This is a genomic window from Streptomyces sp. NPDC058691, from assembly GCF_042714775.1.
Lineage (GTDB): Bacteria > Actinomycetota > Actinomycetes > Streptomycetales > Streptomycetaceae > Actinacidiphila.
The window spans coordinates 129,421-151,297 of record NZ_JBHXSO010000002.1 but is presented as its reverse complement, the minus strand read 5'-3'; the positions used below and the strand labels follow the sequence as shown (position 1 = coordinate 151,297).

The window sequence follows — 21,877 nt, the reverse complement described above, 5'->3', positions numbered from 1 at the left end:
CGTCACCCCGCCCCGGCGTCGGCCGCCGTATCCTTCGGCGACGGCGACTCTTCAGCAATACGACCGCCGCCGGGCGATCCGATGCAGAATCCCTGAACGGCGAGGTGGACGGATGCTGGACCTGGCCAGGCTGCGCGCACTGCACGCGGTGCATGTGCACGGCTCCGTCGGCGCGGCGGCGACCGCCCTCGGCTACACCGCCTCCGCGGTCTCCCAGCAGATCACGAAGCTGGAGCGGGAGACCCGCACCACGCTGCTGGAACGGCAGGGCCGGGGGGTGGCGCTGACCGAGGCGGCGCAACTGCTGGCCGAGACGGCACAGGAACTCATGGCCATCGTCGAGCGGGCGGAGGTCGCCCTGGAGGAGCGGCGCGGCAAGCCCACCGGGCGGCTGACGACGGTGGCGTTCCCCACCGCCGCGCGCGGGCTGATGCCCGGCGTGCTCGCCGAACTGGCCGCCGCCCACCCGTCGCTGGAGCTGCGGCTGCTGGAGGAGGGCGCGCATCTGGCCGTCGACCTGGTCGCGCGCGGCGTCGTCGACCTGGCCGTGGTGCACGACTGGGACATCGCGCCGCTGCCCGCGCCCGAGGGACTGGAGCGGGTGGTGATCGGCGAGGACCGCTGCGACGTCCTGGTGCCCGCCGGGCATCCGCTCGCGGCCCGCGGCCCCCTGGCGCGCGAGGACCTGACCGATCAGCGGTGGATCTGCCAGCCGCCAGGGCACGTCTGCCACGAATGGCTGGTGCGGACCCTGCGGGAACTGGGCAGCGAGCCGGACCTCGCCTTCCAGGTCACCGAGTACCAGACCCAACTGGAGCTGGTGGCCGCCGGACTCGGGATCGCGCTCGTGCCCCGGCTCGGGCGCGGGCCGGTGCCCGCCGGGGTGGCCGTGGTGCCGCTGGAGCCGGCACCGGTGCGGCGGCTGTACGCCTTGTGGCGCACAGGAGCGTCACGACGTCCCGCCATCAGTGAGACGGTCCGCGTGTTGCGGGCTCGCTACCCGCAGGTCGTTGCCCGACGATAGGCGGATGTCCTCCACACGCAGGGAACCGTTCCGGGCAGCGTCCCGTCCAACCCACGTGCTGCTGGTGAGTCTCCGCAAAGCGGTGTCGGTCACGCTGCTGGCTGCGTCGCTGACAACCCTCTCCGCCGCCTGCGGCCGGCAGCAGCCCGCCACCGGTGCGCCCCCCTCCGACAGCACCGGTGGCGGCCCCGCGTCGTCCGCCATCGTCTCGCCGACGTCCGATCCCAAGCCCCCCGCGTCCTCCCCCGCCTCCTTTGTCACGGCATCGCCTTCGGCATCGCGGCAGGGCGGGATCGCCTCGCGGCGGGTGTACTTCTCGTCGACCGTCCGGGCCCCGGCGTTCCACACCGTGCTGAACGACGAACGCGATCTTTCCCGGTTCCCGGGCTGGTTCGCCGCGTCCGATCCCGCGGCGGGTGCCGAGATCGCCAAGCGCACCGCCGCGACGGACTTCTCTCGGTATGCACTGGTCGCGTGGAGCCGCACCACGGGCTGCAGTGCCGCGAGGGACGCGCTGCTCTTCCGCGGCGGCGACCGGCTGGTGCTCGGGATCGATCAGCCGCCCCCGCCGGGCGAGTGCTTCGCGGCCCATCAGGTCGTCACCGTCTTCGAGGTGCCCCGCGACCGGATGCCGGCGCGTCCGCGCTTCGCCCAGGAGCCGAACCCGCAGCCCGACCCGGCCGGACCGGGCCGGACCGTGGCCTTCGGCCGGCTGGACGGCGGGGAGCCGGCGCGCGGCGCCCGGAACGCCGAGGTGACCTCCGCCCGGCAGCTCGACGCCTTCCTCGCGAAGCTGCCGCTCAAGGACGCCAAGACCGTACGCAAGCAACTGGCCGGACACGCCGTCCGTCCGGGCGAACGGCGCTTCGCCTTTCTGCTGACGGGCTGCCGGCCCACCGATGCCTGGCTGATGATCAGCCGTCAGGATCTGTCCGCCTCCACGACCGGCGACGAGACGGTCCGCTGCGTCCAGGCGCAACGCTGGGCGGCGGTCCTCGCGGTGGCGTCCTCGATGGTGCCGGAGCGTGCCCGCCTCATTGACTGACAATAACTTTCCGGCTAAGCGTGTCTGCTTGAAGGTTTCTTTCAGCCCTGCCTTCGGCGTGCCCCACCTCCTCCTGCCGGAAGGAGTCCGTCATGCACAGCCCCCACCGTCCGTCCCGCCGTGCCGTCCTCGGCGCCGCCGCGGCCGCCTCCACCGCCCTCGCCCTCGGCGTCCCGGGCACCGCGAGCGCGGCCGCGGCGAACGACCGCAGACGCGTCCGCGCGATCATCGACCGGATGAGCATCGAGGAGAAGATCGGCCAGCTCTTCGTGATGCGGGTGTACGGCCATTCGGCCACCGCGCCCGACCCCGCCGACGTGGCGGCCAACCAGGCCGAGATCGGTGTCTCCGACGCCGCCGAGCTCATCGCCAAGTACCACGTCGGCGGCATCATCTACTTCGCGTGGGCCCACAACACCCGTGACCCGCACCAGATCGCCGACCTGTCCAACGGCATCCAGCGCGCCTCCCGCGTCCCCCTGCTGATCTCCACCGACCAGGAGCACGGCGCGGTCACCCGGGTCGGCTCGCCCGCCACGCTCTTCCCCGGCGGGATGGCGCTCGGCGCCGCCGGGAGCGTGCGCGACGCCCGCACCGCGGCCGCCGTCGCGGGCGCCGAACTGGCGGCGATGGGCATCAACCAGGACTACGCGCCGGTCGCCGACGTCAACGTCAACCCCGCCAACCCGGTCATCGGCGTACGGTCCTTCGGCGCCGACCCCGAGGCCGTCGCCGCGCTCGTGGCCGCCCAGGTGGCGGGCTATCAGGGGGCCGGGGTCGTCGCCACCGCCAAGCACTTCCCCGGGCACGGCGACACCGGCACCGACAGCCACTTCGAACTGCCGGTCATCACGCACTCCCTGGAGCAGTGGCGGCGCCTGGACGCACCGCCCTTCCGGGCCGCCGTCGCCGCCGGCATCGACTCGATCATGACCGCGCACATCCTGGTGCCCGCCCTCGACGACTCCGGTGACCCCGCGACACTCTCCCGGCCGATCCTCACCGGCATCCTCCGCGAGGAGATGGGCTACGACGGCGTGGTCGTCACCGACGCCCTCGGCATGGAGGGGGTCCGCCAGAAGTATGGGGACGACCGCGTCCCCGTGCTCGCCCTCAAGGCGGGCGTCGACCAGCTGCTCAACCCACCGCTGCTGGACACCGCGTGGCAGGGTGTGCTGGCCGCGGTGCGCTCCGGCGAGCTGACCGAGGAGCGCATCGACCGGTCGCTGGTGCGCATCCTGACCCTCAAGGCGCGCAGGGGCCTGCTGGACCACCCGTACGTCACCCACCGCGGCGTGGACCGGGTCGTCGGCACCCGTGCCCATCTCGCCGCCGCCGACAAGATCACCGACGGCACCGTCACGCTGCTGGCCAACGACGGCACGCTGCCGCTTCCCGCCCGGCGCCGCCTCCTGGTCGTCGGCGCCGATCCGGCGGCGCCCTCGGGCACCGGAGGGCCGCCCACCGCCGTGCTGGCGGCCGCGCTCACCGCGCTCGGACACCACGCGCAGGCGCTGCCCACCGGGACCGCACCCGACCAGGCGGCGATCGACCGGGCGGTGGCGGCCGCACAGGCCACCGACGCGGTGGTCGTGGCCACGTACAACGTCGCCGGGGCCGCGGACCGGCAGATCGCCCTGGTGCGGGCACTGGCCGCCACCGGCGTGCCGGTGGTGCAGATCGCGATCCGCAACCCGTACGACATCGCGCGGCTGGACGGGACGGCGGCGGCGCTCGCCACCTACGGGTGGACGGACGTGTCGATGCGGGCGGCGGCACGGGTCCTGGCGGGCCGGGTGCGGCCGGCCGGGAAGCTGCCGGTGGCGGTGGTCCGGGCCGACGATCCGACGCGGGACCTCTATCCCGTCGGGTGGGGTCTGGGGTACTGAGGTGGAGCGCGCACGGCGGCCTCTCCCGGAACCGGGCCCGACCCCTTATCCTCCCCGAAGGGGGCGCGTCGCCCGGGGGAAGTCGTGGGGGGCCGCCGTGCGTATTCAGACGATCTCTGGCCAGCTGCTGGGCGCGGCGTGGCTGCTCGCCGTGGTGCTGGCGTCCTGCACACCGAGCCCGGGCGGGACCGGCAGCAGCGCCGCCGGCCCGAGTGTCACGCCCACCACCCAGGACGGCGTCTTCCTCACCCAGGACGAATGCGCGACCAGCGACCCGGTCGGTTCCTACCACGAGATACCGTGCGACGACCCGGCCGCCCTGGCCCGTGTGGTCACCCGGCTGTACGGGCTGCTGCCCGCCTCGCCCTCGCCGTCGCCCTCGTCCAAGGACGCCGCGCGGCCCGGCGACCGCTGCCCGGCGAACACCGACTTCCTCCTGACCGTCACCGCCGCGCGCCCGCAGGGTTACGCCTGCATGCGCAACCTGATGGCACCTCACCCGGGCGACCCGGGCGAAGGCGGCGGACCGCGGACCGTCGCGGGCGACTGCGTCTACACCTCACGGCACCGCGAGGTGAAGGAGACCAACTGCGACGGCTCCGCGGCGCACAAGCCGCAGTACCGGGTGACGCGGCTCGCCGGCACCCGGGCGGCCTGTCCGAAGGACACCGTGCTGTACGTCCGGGTGGGCGGCGGACCGGCGGGCGTGGGGTGCGCCCGCCGGCTGTGACGCGCGCGCCGGTCAGGGCCGCAGCGTGCCGCTCTCGGCGCCGGTGCGCCGGTCGAGCCGCGCGTCGTACGCCGCCAGCGGCTTCGCCCTGCCGGGGTCGGCCTTGACGGCGGCGGGGGCGACCCCGGCCCACCGGAGCACCTTGGCGGTGGCCTTCGCCTTGTCGGCCGCGCCCAGTGCGCCGATCACCGCGCCGTGGTTGGCGCCAGGTGCCCACATCACGTACGCGTCGTGCGTTCCCCTGCCCGGACGGAAGGGCTCGGCGCCCCACGGATCGTTCTGCCCGTAGACGAAGAGCATGCTGTCGGCGTGCTGCCGCACCCAGCGGTCGACGTCGCGCATGGCGTGCCGCTGGAAGCGCATCGGGATGGACCGCGGCACGTACGAACGCGGCTGGTAGATGCCCGGGTAGCGCAGCAGGCCCTTCAAGTGCGGGGTGGCGAAAGTGGGTGCGCCTAGCTGGGTGCCGGCCTGGTAGTAGTACGGCGTGTAGTACTCCAGGCCTTGGTCGGTGTAGAAGTCGAAGCCGGAGACGGAGTCGACGAAGGCGTAGATCGCGTCGGTGGACGCGGTCGGCGCGGGGACGTCCGCGCACTCGGACGCCAGGTGGTACTGCCAGAACGCCCACACCAGGTCGAGGACGACGTTCTCGTAGGCCTTGTCCGCGCTGCCCACGGTGGTGAACGTCAGCCCGTTGTCGTCGGCGTACTTCTGGTAGTGGGCCACGATCTCGTCGCGGCGCACCAGCGCCTCGCGCTGCACGGCGTTCAGGCGGGCCCGGCAGTCGGCGGTGCCCACGGTCCGGAAGAACCGGGTGTAGGCCGAGTCCTCGTCGTCGACCACGTCGTTCGGGGCGACGTAGGCGACCGTGCCGGCCATGTCGTGCGGGTAGAAGCGGCGGTAGTAGGTGGCCGTCATCCCGCCCTTGCTGGCGCCGGTGGCGAGCCAGTGCCGGGAGTAGACGGTCCGCAGGGCGCGGTAGATGCGGTGCTGGTCACTGGCGGCCTGCCAGATGTCGAGCGTGGACCAGTCGGCGGGCTCGGGGCGGGACGGGGTGAAGAACCGGTACTCCATGGAGACCTGGTTGCCGTCGACGATCTGTGTCGGCTCGCGGCGCGAGGGGGTCGTGGAGAGCCCGTAGCCGGAGGTGTAGAAGACGGTCGGCCGGTCCTCGGACTTGTGCAGCACGGTGATGCGCTGCTGGAAGGTGCCCCTGGACGGATGCCGGTGGTCGACCGGCTGGGTGTAGTTCAGGACGAGGAAGCGGTAGCCGGTGACCGGCTTCTCCTCGATGAGGCTCATCCCGGGTATCGCCAGGATGCGGTCCTTGATGTCGGGGATACCGGGCTCGTCGGCGGTCGCGGTGGCGACTCCACCACTGACGGTGCCGATGAGCAGCATGAGCGCGAGCAGCCATCTGAGCGCGTTGCGCATGCCCCCTCCTTCGGGGTCGACGGGCGTCGCCCGTGAACCTATGAGGAGGAACTCGTCTGCCGCCAGGGGGCGTTGACAACCGAAGCGGCCCGGACCACAAGGGTCCGGGCCGCTTTCGTGCGGGCGGTCGGAGGCCGGCGGGGACCGGCGCGGGCCGCCCGCCAAGGAATCAGGCCGCGGCCTCGCTGCTCGCGTCCTCGCCGACGAAGGTGCGCCACAGCGCGGCGTACCGGCCGTCGGCGGCCAGCAGTTGCTCGTGCGTGCCGTCCTCGACGACCCGGCCGTGGTCCATGACGACGACCCGGTCGGCGCGGGCCGCGGTGGTCAGCCGGTGGGCCACCACCAAAGTGGTGCGGCGCACCGCCAGACGGTCGGCGGCCTGGTTGACCAGGGCCTCGGTGGCCAGGTCCAGGGCGGCGGTCGCCTCGTCGAGCAACAGGACGTCCGGGTCGACCAGTTCGGCGCGGGCCAGAGCGAGCAGCTGACGCTGCCCGGCGGAGAGGTTGCGCCCGCGCTCGGAGACGGTGTGCAGATAGCCGCCGTCGAGCGTGGCGATCATCTCGTGGGCGCCGACGGCGCGCGCGGCGGCCTCCACCTCGGCGTCGGTGGCGTCCATGCGCCCGTAGGCGATGGCGTCGCGGACCGTGCCCTCGAAGAGGTACGCCTCCTGCGGGACGACGCCGAGCCGCTGCCGGTAGCCGGTCAGGTCCAGTTCGCGGATGTCCTGGCCGTCGACGAGGACCGCGCCGGAGGTGGGGTCGTAGAAGCGGGCGACCATCTTGACCAGGGTGGACTTGCCCGCGCCGGTCTCGCCGACGAAGGCGACCGTCTGCCCCGCGGGTATCCGCAGGTCGATGCCGGCCAGTGCCTCTGCGGCGTCCTCGGCGTAGCGGAAGTGCACGTCGCGGAAGGCGATCTCGCCGCGCAGCCGGCCCACCGCGCGCGGTGCCTGGGCGGGCGGGGTCGTGGTCGGGGTGCGCAGCAGCTCGCGGATGCGGCCCAGCGACACCGACGCCTGCTGGTAGCCGTCGAAGACCTGGGAGAGCTGCTGCACGGGAGAGAAGAACAGGTCGATGTAGAGCAGGTACGCCACCAGGGCGCCGGCGGTGAGGGTGCCCGCGCCGATCCGGTGGGCTCCCACGATCAGCACCAGGGCGGCGGCCACGCTGGACAGCAGCTGCACGAAGGGGAAGTAGACGGAGATCAGCCACTGGCCGCGGACCCGCGCCTGACGGTAGGCGTCGCTGCGGCCCGCGAACCGCTTCGCCCCGCCGCGCTCGCCGCGGAAGGCCTGCACGACGCGGAGCCCCGCGACGTGCTCCTGAAGGTCGGCGTTGACGACGCTGACCCGCTCACGGGCCAGTTCGTACGCCTTGACCGACCTGCGGCGGAACACCCAGGTGGCGACCAGCAGCACGGGCAGCGTGGCGAAGACGATCAGGGCCAGCTCGACGTCGATCGCGAGGAGCGCCACCAGGATGCCGAAGAAGGTGAGCAGGCTGACCAGGGCGGTGACCAGGCCGGTCTGCAGGAACGTCGACAGGGCGTCGACGTCGGTGGTCATCCGGGTCATGATCCGGCCGCTCAGCTCGCGCTCGTAGTAGTCGAGCCCGAGCCGGTGCAGGTGCGCGAAGATCTTCACGCGGAGCGTGTAGAGCACGCGCTCGCCGGTGCGGCCGGTGAGACGCGTGGAGCCCCATTGCGCGGCCCACTGCGCGGCGACGATGGCGAGGCCGAGCAGTGCGGCCGTCCAGACCGCGCCGAGCGCGGCCTGCCGGACGCCGGAGTCGATGCCGTGCCGGATCAGGACCGGCAGCAGCAGTCCCGCCAGCGCGTCCACGGCGACCAGCAGCAGGCTGAAGAGCAGCGGGCCGCGGAAGCCGCGCAGCATGCTGCGCAGACCGAAGTCCTTGTCGACGCCCGCGGCGGCCTTCTCGTCGATCTCCGGGACGTCGTCGGCGGGCGGCAGCGCCGCGACCTGGGCGAGGAGTTCCGGCGTGGCGGGCATCCCGGCCATGGCCGAGGCCATACCGCTCGGACCGCCGCGGGCGGCGGCACCGGCGGGCACCGCGCTCCTGCGGTCGGGGGTCTCGTCGCGGTGCCGGCGGTCCTCGGGCCACAGCTGCGGGGTCACGCCGCCGGCCCGCGGCGTGGCCGGGGTGGCGGGACGGTCGAGCACACCGGTGATGGCGCCCTCACCCGGCCACTGGGACGCGGCGGCCGAGATGTCACCGGCCGGGTCGTGGGTCACGACGTCGGCGCCGAGCTCTTCGGGGTCGGTCAGCAGCCGCCGGTACAGCGCGCAGCGGTCCTGCAGTTCCTCGTGGGTGCCGATGTCGACCAGCCGGCCGGCCTCCAGGACGGCGATGCGGTCGGCGAGCGCGAGGGTGGAGCGGCGGTGCGCGATCAGCAGGGTGGTGCGGCCCGCCATGACCTCGCGCAGCGCGTCGTGGATCTCGGCCTCGACGCGGGCGTCGACCGCCGAGGTCGCGTCGTCGAGCACGAGCAGCCGGGGGTCGGTGAGGATCGCGCGTGCGAGCGCCACGCGCTGGCGCTGGCCGCCGGAGAGGGTCAGGCCCTGCTCGCCGACCACGGTGTCGTAGCCCTGCGGCAGGGCCGAGATGAACCCGTGGGCCTGGGCGTGCCGGGTCGCGGCGAGGACCTGCTCGTCGGTGGCGTCGGGGTGGCCGTAGGCGATGTTGGCGCGCACGGTGTCGGAGAACAGGAAGCTGTCCTCGGGCACGAGGCCTATGGCGTCGCGCAGCGAGTCGAAGGTCAGCTCGCGCACATCCCGGCCGCCGACGCGCACCGCGCCGCCCGTGACGTCGTAGAAGCGCGGCAGCAGCAGGGAGACGGTGGACTTGCCGCTGCCCGAGGCGCCGACGACCGCCACGGTCTCGCCGGGGGCGACGCTGAGGGAGAAGTCGTCCAGCACCGGGCGCGCCGGGTCGTAGCCGAAGCTGACGTGGTCGAACTCGACGGTGGCCGCCGCCTCGCGGGGCAGCTCCCCGGAGCCCTCGCGCAGGGTGGGCCGGGTGTCGATGAGTTCGGTGACGCGCTCGACGCCGGCCCGGGCCTGCTGGCCGACGGTCAGCATCACGGTGAGCATCCGCACCGGGCCGGTCAGCTGCGCGAGGTAGGTGGAGAAGGCGACGAAGGTGCCGAGCGTGATCTGGCCGCGCACCGCCATCCATCCGCCGAGCGCGAGCATGCCGACCTGGCCGAGCGAGGGAACGGCCTGCAGCGCCGGGCTGTAGCGCGCGGTGAGCCGGATCGTGCGCAGCCGGCCGGCGAACAGCCGCTCGCTGACCGCGCGCATCTTGGACATCTCCTGCTGCTCCTGGCCGAAGCCCTTGACCACGCGCACGCCGGTCACCGAGCCGTCGACGATCCCGGCGACGGCCGCCGCCTGCCCCTGGGCGTACCAGGTGGCGGGGAAGAGCGTCCGCCGGCTGCGGTCGGCCAGGAACCACAGGGCGGGCGCGACGGCCAAGGCGATCACCGTCAGCAGGGGCGAGAGCACGAGCATGACGACGAGCGACATCACGAACAGCAGGACGTTGCCGATCATCATGGGGGCCATGAAGAGCAGGCCCTGGATGAGCTGGAGGTCACTGGTGGCCCGGCCGACGACCTGCCCGGTGTTGAGCTCGTCCTGGCGGGCCCCGTCGAGCCGGGTGAGCGAGTGGAACATCTCCGTGCGCATGTCGTGCTGCACGTCGAGGGCGAGCCGGCCCCCGTAGAAGCGCCGCACGAAGGTCAGCAGGTACACGACGACGGCGGCGGCGATCAGCACGCCGGCCCACGGCGCGAGCGGCTTGTCGTGCTTGACGATCACGTCGTCGATGATGATCTTCGGCACGAGCGGCACCAGGGCCATCACGGCCATGCCGCCGAGCGACGAGCCGAGTGCGAGCAGCACGTTGCGCCGGTACCGCCAGGTGTAACCCATCAGCCGGCGCAGCCATCCCGGCCCGGCCCCGCCGCTCTTGCCCTCGTCGTCCTTCGCCGCCACCACGGTCCTCTCGTCGGTCCTTCTCCGCCAGAGGATCACAACGCCCCGATGTGCGGATTTCATCCCCTTGAAACAAAGCTACGACGAGGGTCCGACAGCGGTCGGGCCCGCGGACCGGCCCCGCGGGGCGCGGAGCCCGGCGAGGAAGTCGTCGACGAGCGCGGCCTGCCGGGCGGGCGGGAGGGCCGCCGGATCGAAGAGGGCCTGGACGACCAGGCCGTGCACGAAGGCGACCGCGGTGGCCGCGAGCCCGGCGGCGTCGGCGTGCGGGGGCAGTTCCCCCAGCGCGACGGCCTCGTCGAGATGGGCACGCAGCGCGTCCCGCATACGGGTGTACCGGTCGGCCTGGTCGCGGCCGAGGCCGTCGTCGGACAGGGCGACGTCCCAGGAGGCGACCCAGATGCGGTTGCGGTCGGCGCCGTCCGGGGTGAGCGGGAGGATGTCCAGGAGGACGGCGCGCAGGGAGGCCAGGCCCGGGGAGGGGCGTTCCCGCCGGGGACGCTCGGCCGTGCGCTTCTCCAGGATGTCCAGGGCGTGCGCCACCAGCGCCCGCTTGGTCGGGAAGTAGTGCATCAGCAGGCCGGTGGAGGCGCCCATCTCGGCGGCGACGGCGCGGAGCGTGAGCCCGGCGAAGCCCTTGGCGGCGAGCACCTGCCACACCGCCTCCGAGACGTCCTGGCGGCGGGCTTCATGGTCTCCACGGGCTGGCGGCACCGGTGTAGCTTACCTACCGAACGCTCGTTACGTACGCCGGAAAGGCCGCCCATGTTCGCGATCCCGCTCACCGACGACGCCGTGCTCCGCCCCTTGGAGCCGTGGCGGACCGAGGAGTTCCTCGCCCACATCGACCGGGCCCGGGCGAACGTCGACCCCTGGATCCCGTGGGCGACGCGCAGCACCGACGCGGACTCCGCGCGGGCGGTCCTCCAGCGCTACGCCGACGGCCAGGCCAGGGACGACAGCCGCATCTACGGCATCTGGCTGGACGGCACCCTGGTGGGCGGCGTGATGTTCGTGTCCTTCGACGCCGCCGCGGGGCGTTGCGAGATCGGCTGCTGGCTGGAAGCCGCCGGCGAGGGCCGGGGCCTGGTCACCCGGGCCGCGCGGGTGCTCCTGGACTGGGCGTTCGGCGAGCGCGGCCTGCACCGCGCCGAATGGTGGGCCGCCGCGGGCAACGAGCGCAGCGTGGCCACCGCCCGGCGGCTCGGCATGACGCGGGAGGGAGTGCTGCGGCAGCACTCCCCCTACCGCGGCGTGCGCCACGACTACGAGGTGTGGGCCGTGCTCGCCGACGAGTGGCCGGCGACGACCGGGGACGGGGTGCCCGCACCGGCGGGGAACACCGCCGGGTGATCCGGCACATCGTGCGCAAGGGGCGCGCCTTGTGCACGATGTGCCGTTCCTCTCCGCGGCCCGTTCCTAGAGGTGCGTCGGCGCGAACATCCGCAACAGCGCCGGGAGGACCACCACGGACGGACCGGGGGCGGCCAGCACCTCGGCGAGGTCCTCGCGCAGCCGTTCCGGTGTCGTACGGACCGCGGGGACGCCGAAGGACTCGGCCAGGGCGACGAAATCGGGCCGGGACAGCTCGGTCGCGGTGGCCTCGCCGAAGGCGTCGGTCATGTACTCGCGCAGGATGCCGTAGCCGCCGTCGTCCACGATGAGCCAGGTGACGGGCAGGTCGTACTGCCGGGCCGTGGCGAGCTCCGCGATCGAGTACATGGCGCCGCCGTCGCCGGAGACGGCCAGCACGGGCCGGCCGCGGCGGGTGGCGACGGCCGCGCCCAGCGCGGAGGGGAAGCCGTAGCCGAGGCCGCCGGCGCCCTGGGCGGAGTGCATCGCGCCGGGCCACGCCGACCAGGCCCAGTAGGCGAGGATCGTCATGTCCCAGAAGCTGGGGGCGTGCTCGGGCAGGGCGTCCCGCACGGCGGCCAGCACACGCTGCTCCAGGCCGAGGTCCTGACCGCCGATGCGCGCGCTGACCCGCTCCAGCACCGCGGCCACCACCTGGGCGGCGCCCGGGTCGCGCCGCTCACCGGCGGCTTCGGCGAGCGCGCCCAGGGCGAGGCGTGCGTCGGCGTGGATGCCGAGCGCCGGGTGGTTGGACTCCAGCTTGCCGGGATCGGCCTCGATCTGGATCACCCGGCCGCGCGGGCGGAACGTGTGGTAGTTGGAGGAGAGTTCACCGAGTCCGGAGCCGACGACCAGCAGGACGTCGGCGTCCTCCAGGAAGTCGGTGGTGTGCCGGTCCTCCAGCCAGCTGCGCAGCGACAGCGGGTGCTCCCAGGGAAATCCGCCCTTGCCGCCGAAGGTGCAGGCCACGGGGGCGTCCAGCTTCTCGGCGAGCGCGAGGAGCTCCCCTTGTGCGCCGGACCGCACCACACCGCCGCCGGCCAGGACGACGGGCCGTTCGGCGCGCGACAGCAGCGCGGCCGCCTCCGCGATCAGCTCCGGACGCGGGCGCGGCGGCCGGGGCTCGATCTCGAGTTCCGCGACCGGCGGGACGGTGACCGGGGCGAGCAGCACGTCCTGCGGGATCTCCACCCACACCGGCCCGCAGGGCGCGGTGAGGGCCGACTCCCAGGCCGCCGCGAGGGCCGAGGGGATCTGGGAGGCGGTGCGCACCGTGTGCACGGACTTGACGATGTCGCGGAACGACGCCTTCTGGTCGGCCAGTTCGTGCAGATAGCCGTGGCGGCCGCCGCCGAGCCCGGCGACCGGCACCTGGCTGCCGATGGCCACGACCGGCACGGACGCGGCGGCCGACTCCTGGAGCGCGGCGAGCGTCATCAGCGAGCCGGGGCCGGTGGATACCAGCAGCGGTGCGGGGGCGCCGGTGACACGGGCGTACGCGTCGGCCGCGAAGCCCGCGTTGTTCTCCATGCGCAGGCCGACGTAGTCCAGCTTCGAGCGCCGCAGGGCGTCGAAGGCGCCGAGCGCGTGCTGCCCGGGCAGGCCGAAGACGGTCGTGGCGCCGAGTGCCGTCAGGGACTCGGTGACCAGGTCGCCGCCGTTGCGCTCGCTCATGCGCGGGTCGCCGCGATCTGCCGGGTCATGATCGTGGTGAGCTCGTACGCGGTGTGGGAGGCCGCGACGCTGGTGATCTCGGCGTGGTCGTAGGCCGGGGCGACCTCGACGACGTCGGCGGAGATCAGCCGGCAGGACGCCAGGCCGCGCAGGATCTCCAGCAGCTCGCGGGAGGTGATGCCGCCGGCCTCGGGGGTCCCGGTGCCGGGCGCGTGGGCGGGGTCGAGGACGTCGATGTCGATGGAGATGTACAGCGGGCGGTCGCCGATGCGCTCGCGCAGCTGCTGGGCGACCTCGTCGGCGCCGCGCCGGTAGACATCGGCGGAGGTGACGATGCCGAAGCCCATCTTCTCGTCGTCGGTGAGGTCCTGCTTGCCGTAGAGCGGGCCGCGCGTGCCGACGTGGGAGAGCGCGGAGGTGTCGAGGATGCCCTCCTCGACGGCCCGGCGGAACGGCGTGCCGTGGGTGTACTCGGCGCCGAAGTAGGTGTCCCAGGTGTCGAGGTGCGCGTCGAAGTGCAGCAGCGCGACGGGGCCGTGCTTGCGGGCCATGGCGCGCAGCAGCGGCAGGGAGATGGTGTGGTCGCCGCCGAGGGTCATCAGGCGGGCGCCGGTGTCGAGCAGGTCGTCGGCGGCGGCCTGGATGGTCTCGACGGCCTCGTTGATGTCGAACGGGTTGGCGGCGATGTCGCCGGCGTCCGCGACCTGGGCGAGCACGAAGGGCGAGGCGTCCTGCGCGGGGTTGTAGGGGCGCAGGAGGCGCGAGGCCTCGCGGATCGCGTTGCCGCCGAAGCGGGCGCCGGGGCGGTAGGACACACCCGCGTCGAAGGGCACGCCGACCACGGCCACGTCGGTGGTGCCGACCTCGTCGAGGCGCGGCAGCCGCGCGAAGGTGGCGGGACCGGCGTAGCGCGGGATACGGGAGGAGTCGACGGGGCCGCGCGGCTCGCTGCTGCTCATGAGTAACTCCCTGTTTTCATACGCTTCGTGCGTTCTGTCGCTCTATGACTGCATTCAACCGCGACGGTCCGCTCGCTGGGCCGGACGGCGGTGCTTCGTCCGTGGCGACACTAGGTGGCCCGTAAGGCGCCCAGAAGTGTACGTTTCCTCCACATGCACCGGTCCGGATGGAGGGAACGCACATGACGTCCCCGCGACAGGACCTGGTGCCGCCCGGCCCCCGGATCCCGCTGTCCGCACTGCTGGCCCTGCCGGACCTCGGACTGCGGCAGGTGGCCGGGCCGCGGGCGGCCGAACAGGACGTACGGGTCCAGTGGGTGCACACCAGTGAGATGGAGGACCCCGTCCCCTATCTCCTCGGCGGCGAACTGCTGCTCACCGCCGGGGTGCACTTCACCGCCGCGGCCGGCACCGGGGCGTACCTGGACCGGTACGTGGGGCGCACCGTGGAGGCCGGCGCCGCCGCGCTCGGCTTCGGCCTCGCCCCGGTCCACGACGAGACGCCGGCGGCACTGATCGAGGCCTGCGACCGCCATGGGCTGCCGCTGGTGGAGGTGCCGCCGCACACCCCGTTCACGGCCGTGGCCCGCGCCGTCTGGCAGGCCATGGGCGAGGCGCGGAACCGTGAGCTGCGGCACGTCACCGAGGCGCAGCAGGCGCTCGCCGCCGCGGCCGCCCGCCCCGACCCCGTCCCGGCGGTGCTGCGCGGGCTCGCCCGGCGGCTCGGCGCCTGGGCGGCGCTCGTCGCACCGGACGGCACAGAGGTGCACGCGGCCGGCACCGCGCCGGACGCCGGAATCCGCGAGGCCGCCCACCGGCTGGCCCGCGTGGTCGGCCCCGCCGCCTCCGCCCGTCCCCCGTCGTCCGCCACCGACACGCTGGGCGGGACGCGGCTGTCCGCCTACGGCCTCGCCGGCGGCGGCCAGGACGGGCGGCCGGCGCTCGTCCTGGCCTGCCCGCACCCCGACCCGGCCGACCACTCGGTGGCCAATGTCGCCGCCGTCCTGCTGTCCCTGCTCACCGGGCCGCACCTGGGGACGGCGGAGGCCGCGCGGTCGGCCGCGCTGGTGCGGCTGCTGCTCGGCGCGGCGGCGGAGGAGGTCGCCCCCCTGCTGGGCCCGGACGGACCGTGGATCGTGGTGCACGCCCTGCGCCGCGGCGCCCCCGGCGACCTGCCGGCCGCCGCCGCGCTCGGCGCCGCCCTGGGCACCGCCCTTCTGGAGACCGGGGACGAGGCCGTCCGCCTGCTGCTGCCCGCGGACCGGGAGGTCGTGCCGCAGCCCGGCTGGACGCTCGGGGTGAGCGCCCCGGTGCCCGCCGCCGCGCTGGCCGACGGCGACCGCCAGGCGGCGGGAGCGGCGCGGCGTGCCGTCGCGGGCCGGAGGGCACTGGTGCGGCACCGGGGCGGGGGCAGCGGGATGGCGGGCCTGGTCGCCCCGGACGACGCCAGGGCGCGGGCCCTCGAGGTGCTGACGCCCATCGCGGGCTCCCCCGCCCTGGTGGAGACGCTGCGCACCTGGATCGGGCTGCACGGCAGCTGGGACCGCACCTCCGTCGCCCTGGGCGTGCACCGCAACACCGTGCGGCAGCGGATCGGCCGCGCCGCCGCCGCGCTGGACGTGGACCCGGACGACCCGGACGTGCGCATGGAACTGTGGTTCGCGCTGCGCTGGCTGTGAGCGGACGCCGGCGCCGGGGATGCCCGGCGCGCCCCGGTTTCTGACGCCCCGACAGGAGGTCACGCATCGGCGTCGATCGTCTCCCGGCCGCACGGACCTTCGACGGCACGGGAGAATGAGGTCATGCTGCCCCATGTCACCGTGCCCTCCCGCCAGGAACTCGCCGACCACCTCGTTGCCACGCGCATAGCGGGCGACGTCGCCACTCCCCGCGAGAACAACCGCTCCCACTACGCCAGGCTCGCCGCGGGCGACCGCCACTACTGGCTCGGCCTGGAACTCGGGGACCGGTGGACGGACGAGGAGGCGGTGCTCGCGGTCATGGCCGAGCGCTGCGGCGTCGTGGCCGACCCGGAGTTCCGCTCCGGGCAGGACACGATCGACCCTGAACTCACCATCAGCGCTCTGGACCGGGCCGCCCGCGTGCTCTGCAAGGCCGTTGAGGACGGGCAGCGGGTGCTGTTCGCCACCGGCCACCCCGGCGGTCTGCTGGACGTCCACCGCACGCTGGCCGCCGCCCTGCGCGCCGCCGGCTGCGAGGTGATGGCCGTCCCCGGCGGCCTGTCCACGGAGGAGGGCGGGGTCTTCCAGTTCTGCGACGTGACGATGCTGGAGCGCGGCGCCACCCTGTGGCACACCCACTCCCCCGCCCCCATGGCGGCGGTCCTGGACGCGCTGGCCGCGCAGGACCTGCCGCTGCCCGACCTGGTCGTCGCCGACCACGGCTGGGCGGGATGCGCCGGGCAGCGCGGCATCACCGCGATCGGCTTCGCCGACTGCAACGACCCCGCGCTCTTCCTGGCCGAGGCCGAGGGCACGGTGTCCGTCACCGTCCCCCTCGACGACCACGTCACCGACCCGCGCTTCTACGACCCGATGACCGCCTACCTCCTGGACGCCGCGGGGCTGAACCGCCCGGCGTGACGGCGCGTCCCCCGCGGGCACATGGTGCGGCTGCCCGCGCGGAAGCGGCGCGCGGCGCCGACGATCGTGCGTAGCCACGCACACACGTCGCCGTCGGGCTTCCACGACCCCTGACGGCATCCCGCCGACAGGACGCCCGGCCGAAACGCGGCACATGGCGCAGCCACGCACACAGGTCGCCCTCCGCAACGCACCCTGCGGCGGCACGGTCGCGACGACTTCCTGCCGGAAGTCACGCCCCGGCCGAAACGCGGCACGAGGTGCGGCTGCCCGCGGGTGGCTGACCAGGGCTCCTGCCCGGCACCGGCACGGCGTGCGAGGCACCGACGAGCGCGTGCGGCCGCGCACACACGTCGCTGGCGGCGGCACGGCCCGCGCTCCCACGCCGCCGCCAGGCGGATGCGACCCCCGGCGGCCTCCCGCCGACAGGACGCCCCAGGCGAATCGCGGGCACATGGTGCGGCTGCCCGCGCCGCCGTCGGGCGGGCGCGGGCCCGCAGGCCTGCTCGAAAGCGCGCCCGATTCGGCGACACCCCGCACGCGCCGGACAGGACGCCCCGGCCGAGGCAAGCGCCCGCGCCGGAGCCGGAGCCGGTGCGCGCCGCGCTGCCGCCGACCGCCGCCCCGGCGCGGCTAGGACGGGCGCGGGACCCGGACGAGGCCCTCCTGGATGACGGAGACCGCCAGCCGTCCGTCCTGGGTGTAGATGCGGGCGGTGCCGAGGCCGCGGCCGCCGGAGGCGGACGGGCTCTGCTGGTCGTAGAGCAGCCACTCGTCGGCGCGGAAGGGCCGGTGGAACCACATGGCGTGGTCCAGGCTCGCGCCGACCACGTCGCCGAGCGCCCAGCCGCCGCGCCCGTGCGCCAGGAGCACGGAGTCCAGCAGCGTCATGTCCGACACATAGGTGGCCAGGCAGACGTGGAGCAGCGGATCGTCGGCGAGCTTGCCGTTGGTGCGGAACCACACCTGGGAGCGGGCTTCGCGCGGGCCGCGCTCATGGGCGAGGAACGGCGGCTCGTCCACGTAGCGCAGGTCGACGGCGGCACGCGCCTCCAGGAGGCGGTCCACCACCGTGGGGTCGGGGAAGCGGCCGGCGTGCGGCCGCAGCAGTTCCTCACCGGTGGGCAGGGACTCCGGGTCCGGGGCGGCCGGCATCGGCTCCTGGTGCTCCAGCCCCTCCTCGTACGTCTGGAAGGACGCGGAGAGGTGGAAGATCGGCTGCCCGTGCTGCACCGCCACCACCCGCCGGGTGGTGAAGGAGCGGCCGTCGCGTATGCGGTCGACCTGGTAGACGATCGGCGCGCCGGGGTCGCCCATGCGCAGGAAGTACGCGTGCAGGGAGTGGGCGTCGCGCCCCTCGGGCACGGTGCGCCCGGCCGCCACCAGCGCCTGGGCGGCGACCTGGCCGCCGAAGACGCGCGGGACGACGGCCGAGCGGCTGGCGCCGCGGAAGATGTCCTGCTCGATCCGCTCGAGGTCGAGCAGATCGAGCAGGGACTGCAGGCTTGCGTTGGTCACGGTGCTCTCTCGGGCCGGGCGGCGGACCGCTCGGTCACAGGCCCATCGACTTGGCGATGATCGACTTCATGACCTCGCTGGTGCCGCCGTAGATGCGGTGCACGCGGTTGTCCGCGTACAGGCGGGCGATCGGGTACTCCAGCATGTAGCCGTAGCCGCCGTGCAGCTGGAGGCAGCGGTCGATGACCTTGGCCGCGGTCTCCGTGCAGAACAGCTTGGCACGGGCGGCGTCGGCGGCGGTGAAGTCGCCCTGCTCGTGGGCCTCCAGCGCGCGGTCGACGACGGCCTGCATCGCGTCCACGTCCGAGGCGCACTCGGCGAGCACGAACTTGGTGTTCTGGAACTCGGCGACGGCCTTGCCGAAGACCTTGCGGTCGCGCACGTACTGGGTGGCGAAGCGGACGGCGGCGTCGGCCTGCGCGTAGGAGCCCACCGCGATGGCGAGGCGCTCGACCGGCAGGTTGTGGGCGAGGTAGGAGAAGGCCTTGCCCTCCTCGCCGAGCAGGTCCTCGACGGGCACCTTGACGTCGGTGAAGGACAGCTCCGCGGTGTCGGAGGTGCGCAGGCCGATCTTCTCCAGCTTGCGGCCGACCGCGTAACCCTCGCTCTTGGTGTCGACGACGAGGATCGACAGGCCGCCGCGGCGGTCCTCCGGGGTGGCGGGCGCGGTGCGGCAGACCACGAGCACGCGGTCGGCGACGACGCCGCCGGTGATGAAGGTCTTGGCGCCGTTGAGGACGTAGTGGGTGCCGTCCTCGGAGAGCTTGGCGTTGGTGGTCATGCCGGCCAGGTCGGAGCCGGTGCCCGGCTCGGTCATGGCGATGGCCGTCATCATGTCGCCGCTGATGAAGTCCGGCAGCCAGCGCTTCTTCTGCTCCTCGTTCGCGAACTCCAGGAGGTACGGGAGCACCAGGCCGGTGTGCACGCCGCTGCTGCCGAAGCTGACGCCGGCGCGGGCGGTCTCCTCGGTCACCACGGCGCTGAACTTCCAGCCGGTGACGCCGGCGCCGCCGTACTCCTCCGGCACCTCGATGCCGAAGATGCCCAGCTCGCCGAGGCGGTTGTAGAACTCGCGGGGCGGGTAACCGGCCTCCTCCCACTGGGGGTAGACCGGGACGACCTCACGGGCGATGAAGTCCCGGACGGTCTCCCGGAACGCCTCGTGGTCCTCGTTGAATACCGTGCGACGCACTTGGCGCCTCCTCTGCAGACCGAGCGAAATAAGCAAGCGCTCAGTAAGTTACTTCCCGGTCGCGCGGACTGTCCAGAGCGGCAAAGGCGCCCAGGGCCAGCCGGTGCAGCAGCACGGCGGTCGCCGCCCGCCCGGGCAGCCCGCCGTGCGGACCGAGGTGCGGCGTGGAGTTGAGCAGGCCGAAGACGGCGTGCACGGCCGCCCGCGCCTCGGCCTCCGCGGCCCCGGGGTGGACCTGGCGGACGACCGTGACCCACTGCTCGACGTACTGGCGCTGCAGCTGGCGCACCAGCTTGCGGTCGGAGTCGCGCAGCCGGTCCAGCTCCCGGTCGTGCAGGATGATCAGCGCCCGGTCGTCCAGGGCGAAGTCGATATGGCCCTGCACCAGCGCGTCCAGGGCGGCGGCGGGGTCGTCCGCCTCGGCGACCCGCATCCGGCCCGCCGAGTGCAGCCGGCCGCTGATGCCGACGAGCAGCTCGGCGAGCATCGCGTCCTTGCCCGCGAAGTGCCGGTACAGGCCGGGGCCGCTGATGCCGCAGGCGGCCCCTATCTCGTCCACACCGACGCCGTGGAACCCGCGTTCGGCGAAGAGCCTCGCGGCCTCCTGCAGGATCTGGTCGCGTCTGCCGCTTGCCGCCCTCGCGGCCGTCCTCGTGGGCTCCACACCGCACCTTTCCGGGCGGCGCCCGGCGTCCGGCCGCCCCCGCGATCTCTTGGTCCTCACATTCTAGACAGCCGTGTTAACGAGCGCTAACGTAGGCGACATCACAGTTAACGACCGCTAACACCCCGGGGGCCCGCGACATGGAAGCACCCGTCCTCGCCAGCGCCGCGGATCCGGCGGGCGAGGCCTTTCACGCCAACGCCAAGGCGCACGCCGAGCTGTCCGCGCAGCTGCGCGAGAAGCTCGCCGCGGCCGCTCTCGGCGGCGGGGAGAAGGCCCGCGCCCGGCACACCGCGCGCGGCAAGCTGCTCCCCCGCGACCGCGTGGACGGACTGCTCGACCCCGGATCGCCCTTCCTGGAGCTGGCGCCGCTGGCCGCCGACGGGATGTACGACGGGCAGGCCCCGGCCGCCGGCGTCGTCGCCGGGATCGGGCGGGTCTCGGGCCGGGAGGTCGTGGTCGTCGCCAACGACGCCACGGTCAAGGGCGGCACGTACTACCCGATGACGGTCAAGAAGCACCTGCGCGCGCAGGAGATCGCCCTCGACAACCGGCTCCCCTGCGTCTACCTCGTGGACTCCGGCGGCGCCTTCCTGCCGCGCCAGGACGAGGTCTTCCCCGACCGCGACCACTTCGGCCGGATCTTCTTCAACCAGGCCACCATGTCCGCGCGCGGCATCCCGCAGATCGCCGCCGTGCTCGGCTCGTGCACGGCGGGCGGCGCCTATGTGCCCGCGATGAGCGACGAGGCGGTCATCGTGCGCGGCCAGGGCACGATCTTCCTGGGCGGGCCGCCCCTGGTGAAGGCCGCCACCGGCGAGGTGGTGACCGCCGAGGAACTGGGCGGCGGCGAGGTCCACTCCCGTGTCTCGGGTGTCACCGATCACCTGGCGGAGGACGACGCCCACGCCCTGCGCATCGTGCGGAACATCGTGGCGACCCTGCCCGCCCGCGGCGCGCTGCCCTGGACGGTCGCGCCCGTCGAGGAGCCCGCCGTCGACCCCGCGGGCCTCTACGGCGCGGTCCCGGTCGACTCGCGCACCCCCTACGACGTCCGCGAGGTGATCGCCCGCATCACCGACGGCAGCCGCTTCGCGGAGTTCAAGGCCGAGTACGGCACCACCCTGGTGACCGGTTTCGCCCGCATCCACGGCCACCCGGTCGGCATCGTCGCCAACAACGGCATCCTCTTCTCCGAATCCGCCCAGAAGGGCGCGCACTTCATCGAGCTGTGCGACCAGCGCGGCATCCCGCTGCTCTTCCTCCAGAACATCTCCGGCTTCATGGTGGGCCGGCAGTACGAGGCCGGCGGCATCGCCAAGCACGGCGCGAAGATGGTGACCGCGGTCGCCACGACCCGCGTGCCCAAGCTCACCGTCGTCATCGGCGGCTCCTACGGCGCGGGCAACTACTCGATGTGCGGGCGCGCCTATTCGCCGCGCTTCTTGTGGATGTGGCCCAACGCCAAGATCTCCGTCATGGGCGGCGAGCAGGCGGCCTCCGTGCTGGCCACCGTCAAGCGCGACCAGATCGAGGCGGCGGGCGACACCTGGGCGCGGGAGGACGAGGAGAGCTTCAAGTCCCCGATCCGCGCGCAGTACGAGGAGCAGGGCAACGCCTACTACGCGACGGCGCGGCTGTGGGACGACGGCGTCATCGACCCGCTCCAGACCCGCCAGGTCCTCGGGCTCGCCCTCACCGCCTGCGCCAACGCGCCCATTCCGCAACGCGATCCCGAGGCGCCCGGCTACGGCGTCTTCCGGATGTAGGGGGACGA

General features: G+C 73.7%; 16 protein-coding genes. 8 read left to right on the top strand and 8 right to left on the bottom strand.

What is annotated here, in order from left to right:
* Positions 1 to 112 precede the first annotated feature (112 nt).
* From ACFWVC_RS02180 to ACFWVC_RS02165, 4 genes are all read left to right on the top strand, one after another.
* A complete protein-coding gene (locus ACFWVC_RS02180) occupies positions 113 to 1,024 on the top strand; it encodes a LysR family transcriptional regulator (protein ID WP_384274323.1) in 912 nt (303 codons plus the stop codon).
* Between the two features lie 4 nt (positions 1,025 to 1,028).
* The gene (locus ACFWVC_RS02175) at positions 1,029 to 2,069 is read left to right on the top strand and encodes a hypothetical protein (RefSeq protein WP_384274316.1); all 1,041 of its coding nucleotides are present in this window, start codon (positions 1,029 to 1,031) and stop codon (positions 2,067 to 2,069) included.
* A gap of 92 nt (positions 2,070 to 2,161) precedes the next feature.
* Complete coding sequence (locus tag ACFWVC_RS02170; protein WP_384274309.1) at positions 2,162 to 3,958, top strand: glycoside hydrolase family 3 protein; 1,797 nt, start codon at positions 2,162 to 2,164, stop codon at positions 3,956 to 3,958.
* A gap of 97 nt (positions 3,959 to 4,055) precedes the next feature.
* Positions 4,056 to 4,688, top strand: a complete 633-nt coding sequence (locus ACFWVC_RS02165; protein ID WP_384274302.1) for a hypothetical protein — start codon at positions 4,056 to 4,058, stop codon at positions 4,686 to 4,688.
* 12 nt (positions 4,689 to 4,700) lie between these two features.
* Here ACFWVC_RS02165 and ACFWVC_RS02160 read toward each other — a convergent pair whose 3' ends face one another.
* From ACFWVC_RS02160 to ACFWVC_RS02150, 3 genes are all read right to left on the bottom strand, one after another.
* The gene (locus ACFWVC_RS02160) at positions 4,701 to 6,122 is read right to left on the bottom strand and encodes a S28 family serine protease (RefSeq protein WP_384274298.1); all 1,422 of its coding nucleotides are present in this window, start codon (positions 6,120 to 6,122) and stop codon (positions 4,701 to 4,703) included.
* A gap of 169 nt (positions 6,123 to 6,291) precedes the next feature.
* Positions 6,292 to 10,074 (bottom strand): ABC transporter transmembrane domain-containing protein, encoded by a 3,783-nt coding sequence (locus tag ACFWVC_RS02155; RefSeq protein ID WP_384274982.1) that lies wholly within the window; start codon positions 10,072 to 10,074, stop codon positions 6,292 to 6,294.
* Positions 10,075 to 10,215: 141 nt separating this feature from the next.
* Positions 10,216 to 10,851, bottom strand: a complete 636-nt coding sequence (locus tag ACFWVC_RS02150) for a TetR/AcrR family transcriptional regulator (protein ID WP_384274293.1) — start codon at positions 10,849 to 10,851, stop codon at positions 10,216 to 10,218.
* A 51-nt stretch (positions 10,852 to 10,902) separates the two neighbouring features.
* Between ACFWVC_RS02150 and ACFWVC_RS02145 the strand changes: the two genes are divergently transcribed.
* Positions 10,903 to 11,490: a GNAT family N-acetyltransferase gene (locus ACFWVC_RS02145; protein WP_384274289.1), complete on the top strand. Its 588-nt coding sequence runs from the start codon at positions 10,903 to 10,905 to the stop codon at positions 11,488 to 11,490.
* Positions 11,491 to 11,556: 66 nt separating this feature from the next.
* Here ACFWVC_RS02145 and ACFWVC_RS02140 read toward each other — a convergent pair whose 3' ends face one another.
* Entirely contained in the window at positions 11,557 to 13,164 is a 1,608-nt protein-coding gene (locus ACFWVC_RS02140) for a thiamine pyrophosphate-binding protein (protein WP_384274285.1), read from the bottom strand.
* A complete protein-coding gene (gene speB / locus ACFWVC_RS02135) occupies positions 13,161 to 14,123 on the bottom strand; it encodes an agmatinase (protein ID WP_384274281.1) in 963 nt (320 codons plus the stop codon). Before speB ends, ACFWVC_RS02140 begins: the two co-directional genes overlap by 4 nt.
* Positions 14,124 to 14,305: 182 nt before the next feature.
* Between speB and ACFWVC_RS02130 the strand changes: the two genes are divergently transcribed.
* The gene (locus tag ACFWVC_RS02130; protein ID WP_384274275.1) at positions 14,306 to 15,802 is read left to right on the top strand and encodes a PucR family transcriptional regulator; all 1,497 of its coding nucleotides are present in this window, start codon (positions 14,306 to 14,308) and stop codon (positions 15,800 to 15,802) included.
* A 123-nt stretch (positions 15,803 to 15,925) separates the two neighbouring features.
* Complete coding sequence (locus ACFWVC_RS02125; RefSeq protein ID WP_384274268.1) at positions 15,926 to 16,726, top strand: phosphatase; 801 nt, start codon at positions 15,926 to 15,928, stop codon at positions 16,724 to 16,726.
* A gap of 633 nt (positions 16,727 to 17,359) precedes the next feature.
* On the opposite strand, the gene ACFWVC_RS02120 is transcribed toward ACFWVC_RS02125, so the two are convergent.
* The 3 genes from ACFWVC_RS02120 to ACFWVC_RS02110 are packed head-to-tail and all read right to left on the bottom strand — an operon-like array spanning position 17,360 to position 20,100.
* Positions 17,360 to 18,244, bottom strand: coding sequence for an acyl-CoA thioesterase (locus tag ACFWVC_RS02120; protein ID WP_384274264.1), 885 nt, complete (start codon positions 18,242 to 18,244; stop codon positions 17,360 to 17,362).
* A 34-nt stretch (positions 18,245 to 18,278) separates the two neighbouring features.
* A complete protein-coding gene (locus ACFWVC_RS02115; RefSeq protein WP_384274257.1) occupies positions 18,279 to 19,436 on the bottom strand; it encodes an acyl-CoA dehydrogenase family protein in 1,158 nt (385 codons plus the stop codon).
* A gap of 40 nt (positions 19,437 to 19,476) precedes the next feature.
* Entirely contained in the window at positions 19,477 to 20,100 is a 624-nt protein-coding gene (locus ACFWVC_RS02110) for a helix-turn-helix domain-containing protein (RefSeq protein ID WP_384274251.1), read from the bottom strand.
* Positions 20,101 to 20,240: 140 nt separating this feature from the next.
* On the opposite strand from ACFWVC_RS02110, the gene ACFWVC_RS02105 reads away from it, so the two are divergent.
* Entirely contained in the window at positions 20,241 to 21,869 is a 1,629-nt protein-coding gene (locus ACFWVC_RS02105; RefSeq protein WP_384274242.1) for a carboxyl transferase domain-containing protein, read from the top strand.
* The last annotated feature ends 8 nt before the right edge of the window (positions 21,870 to 21,877 follow it).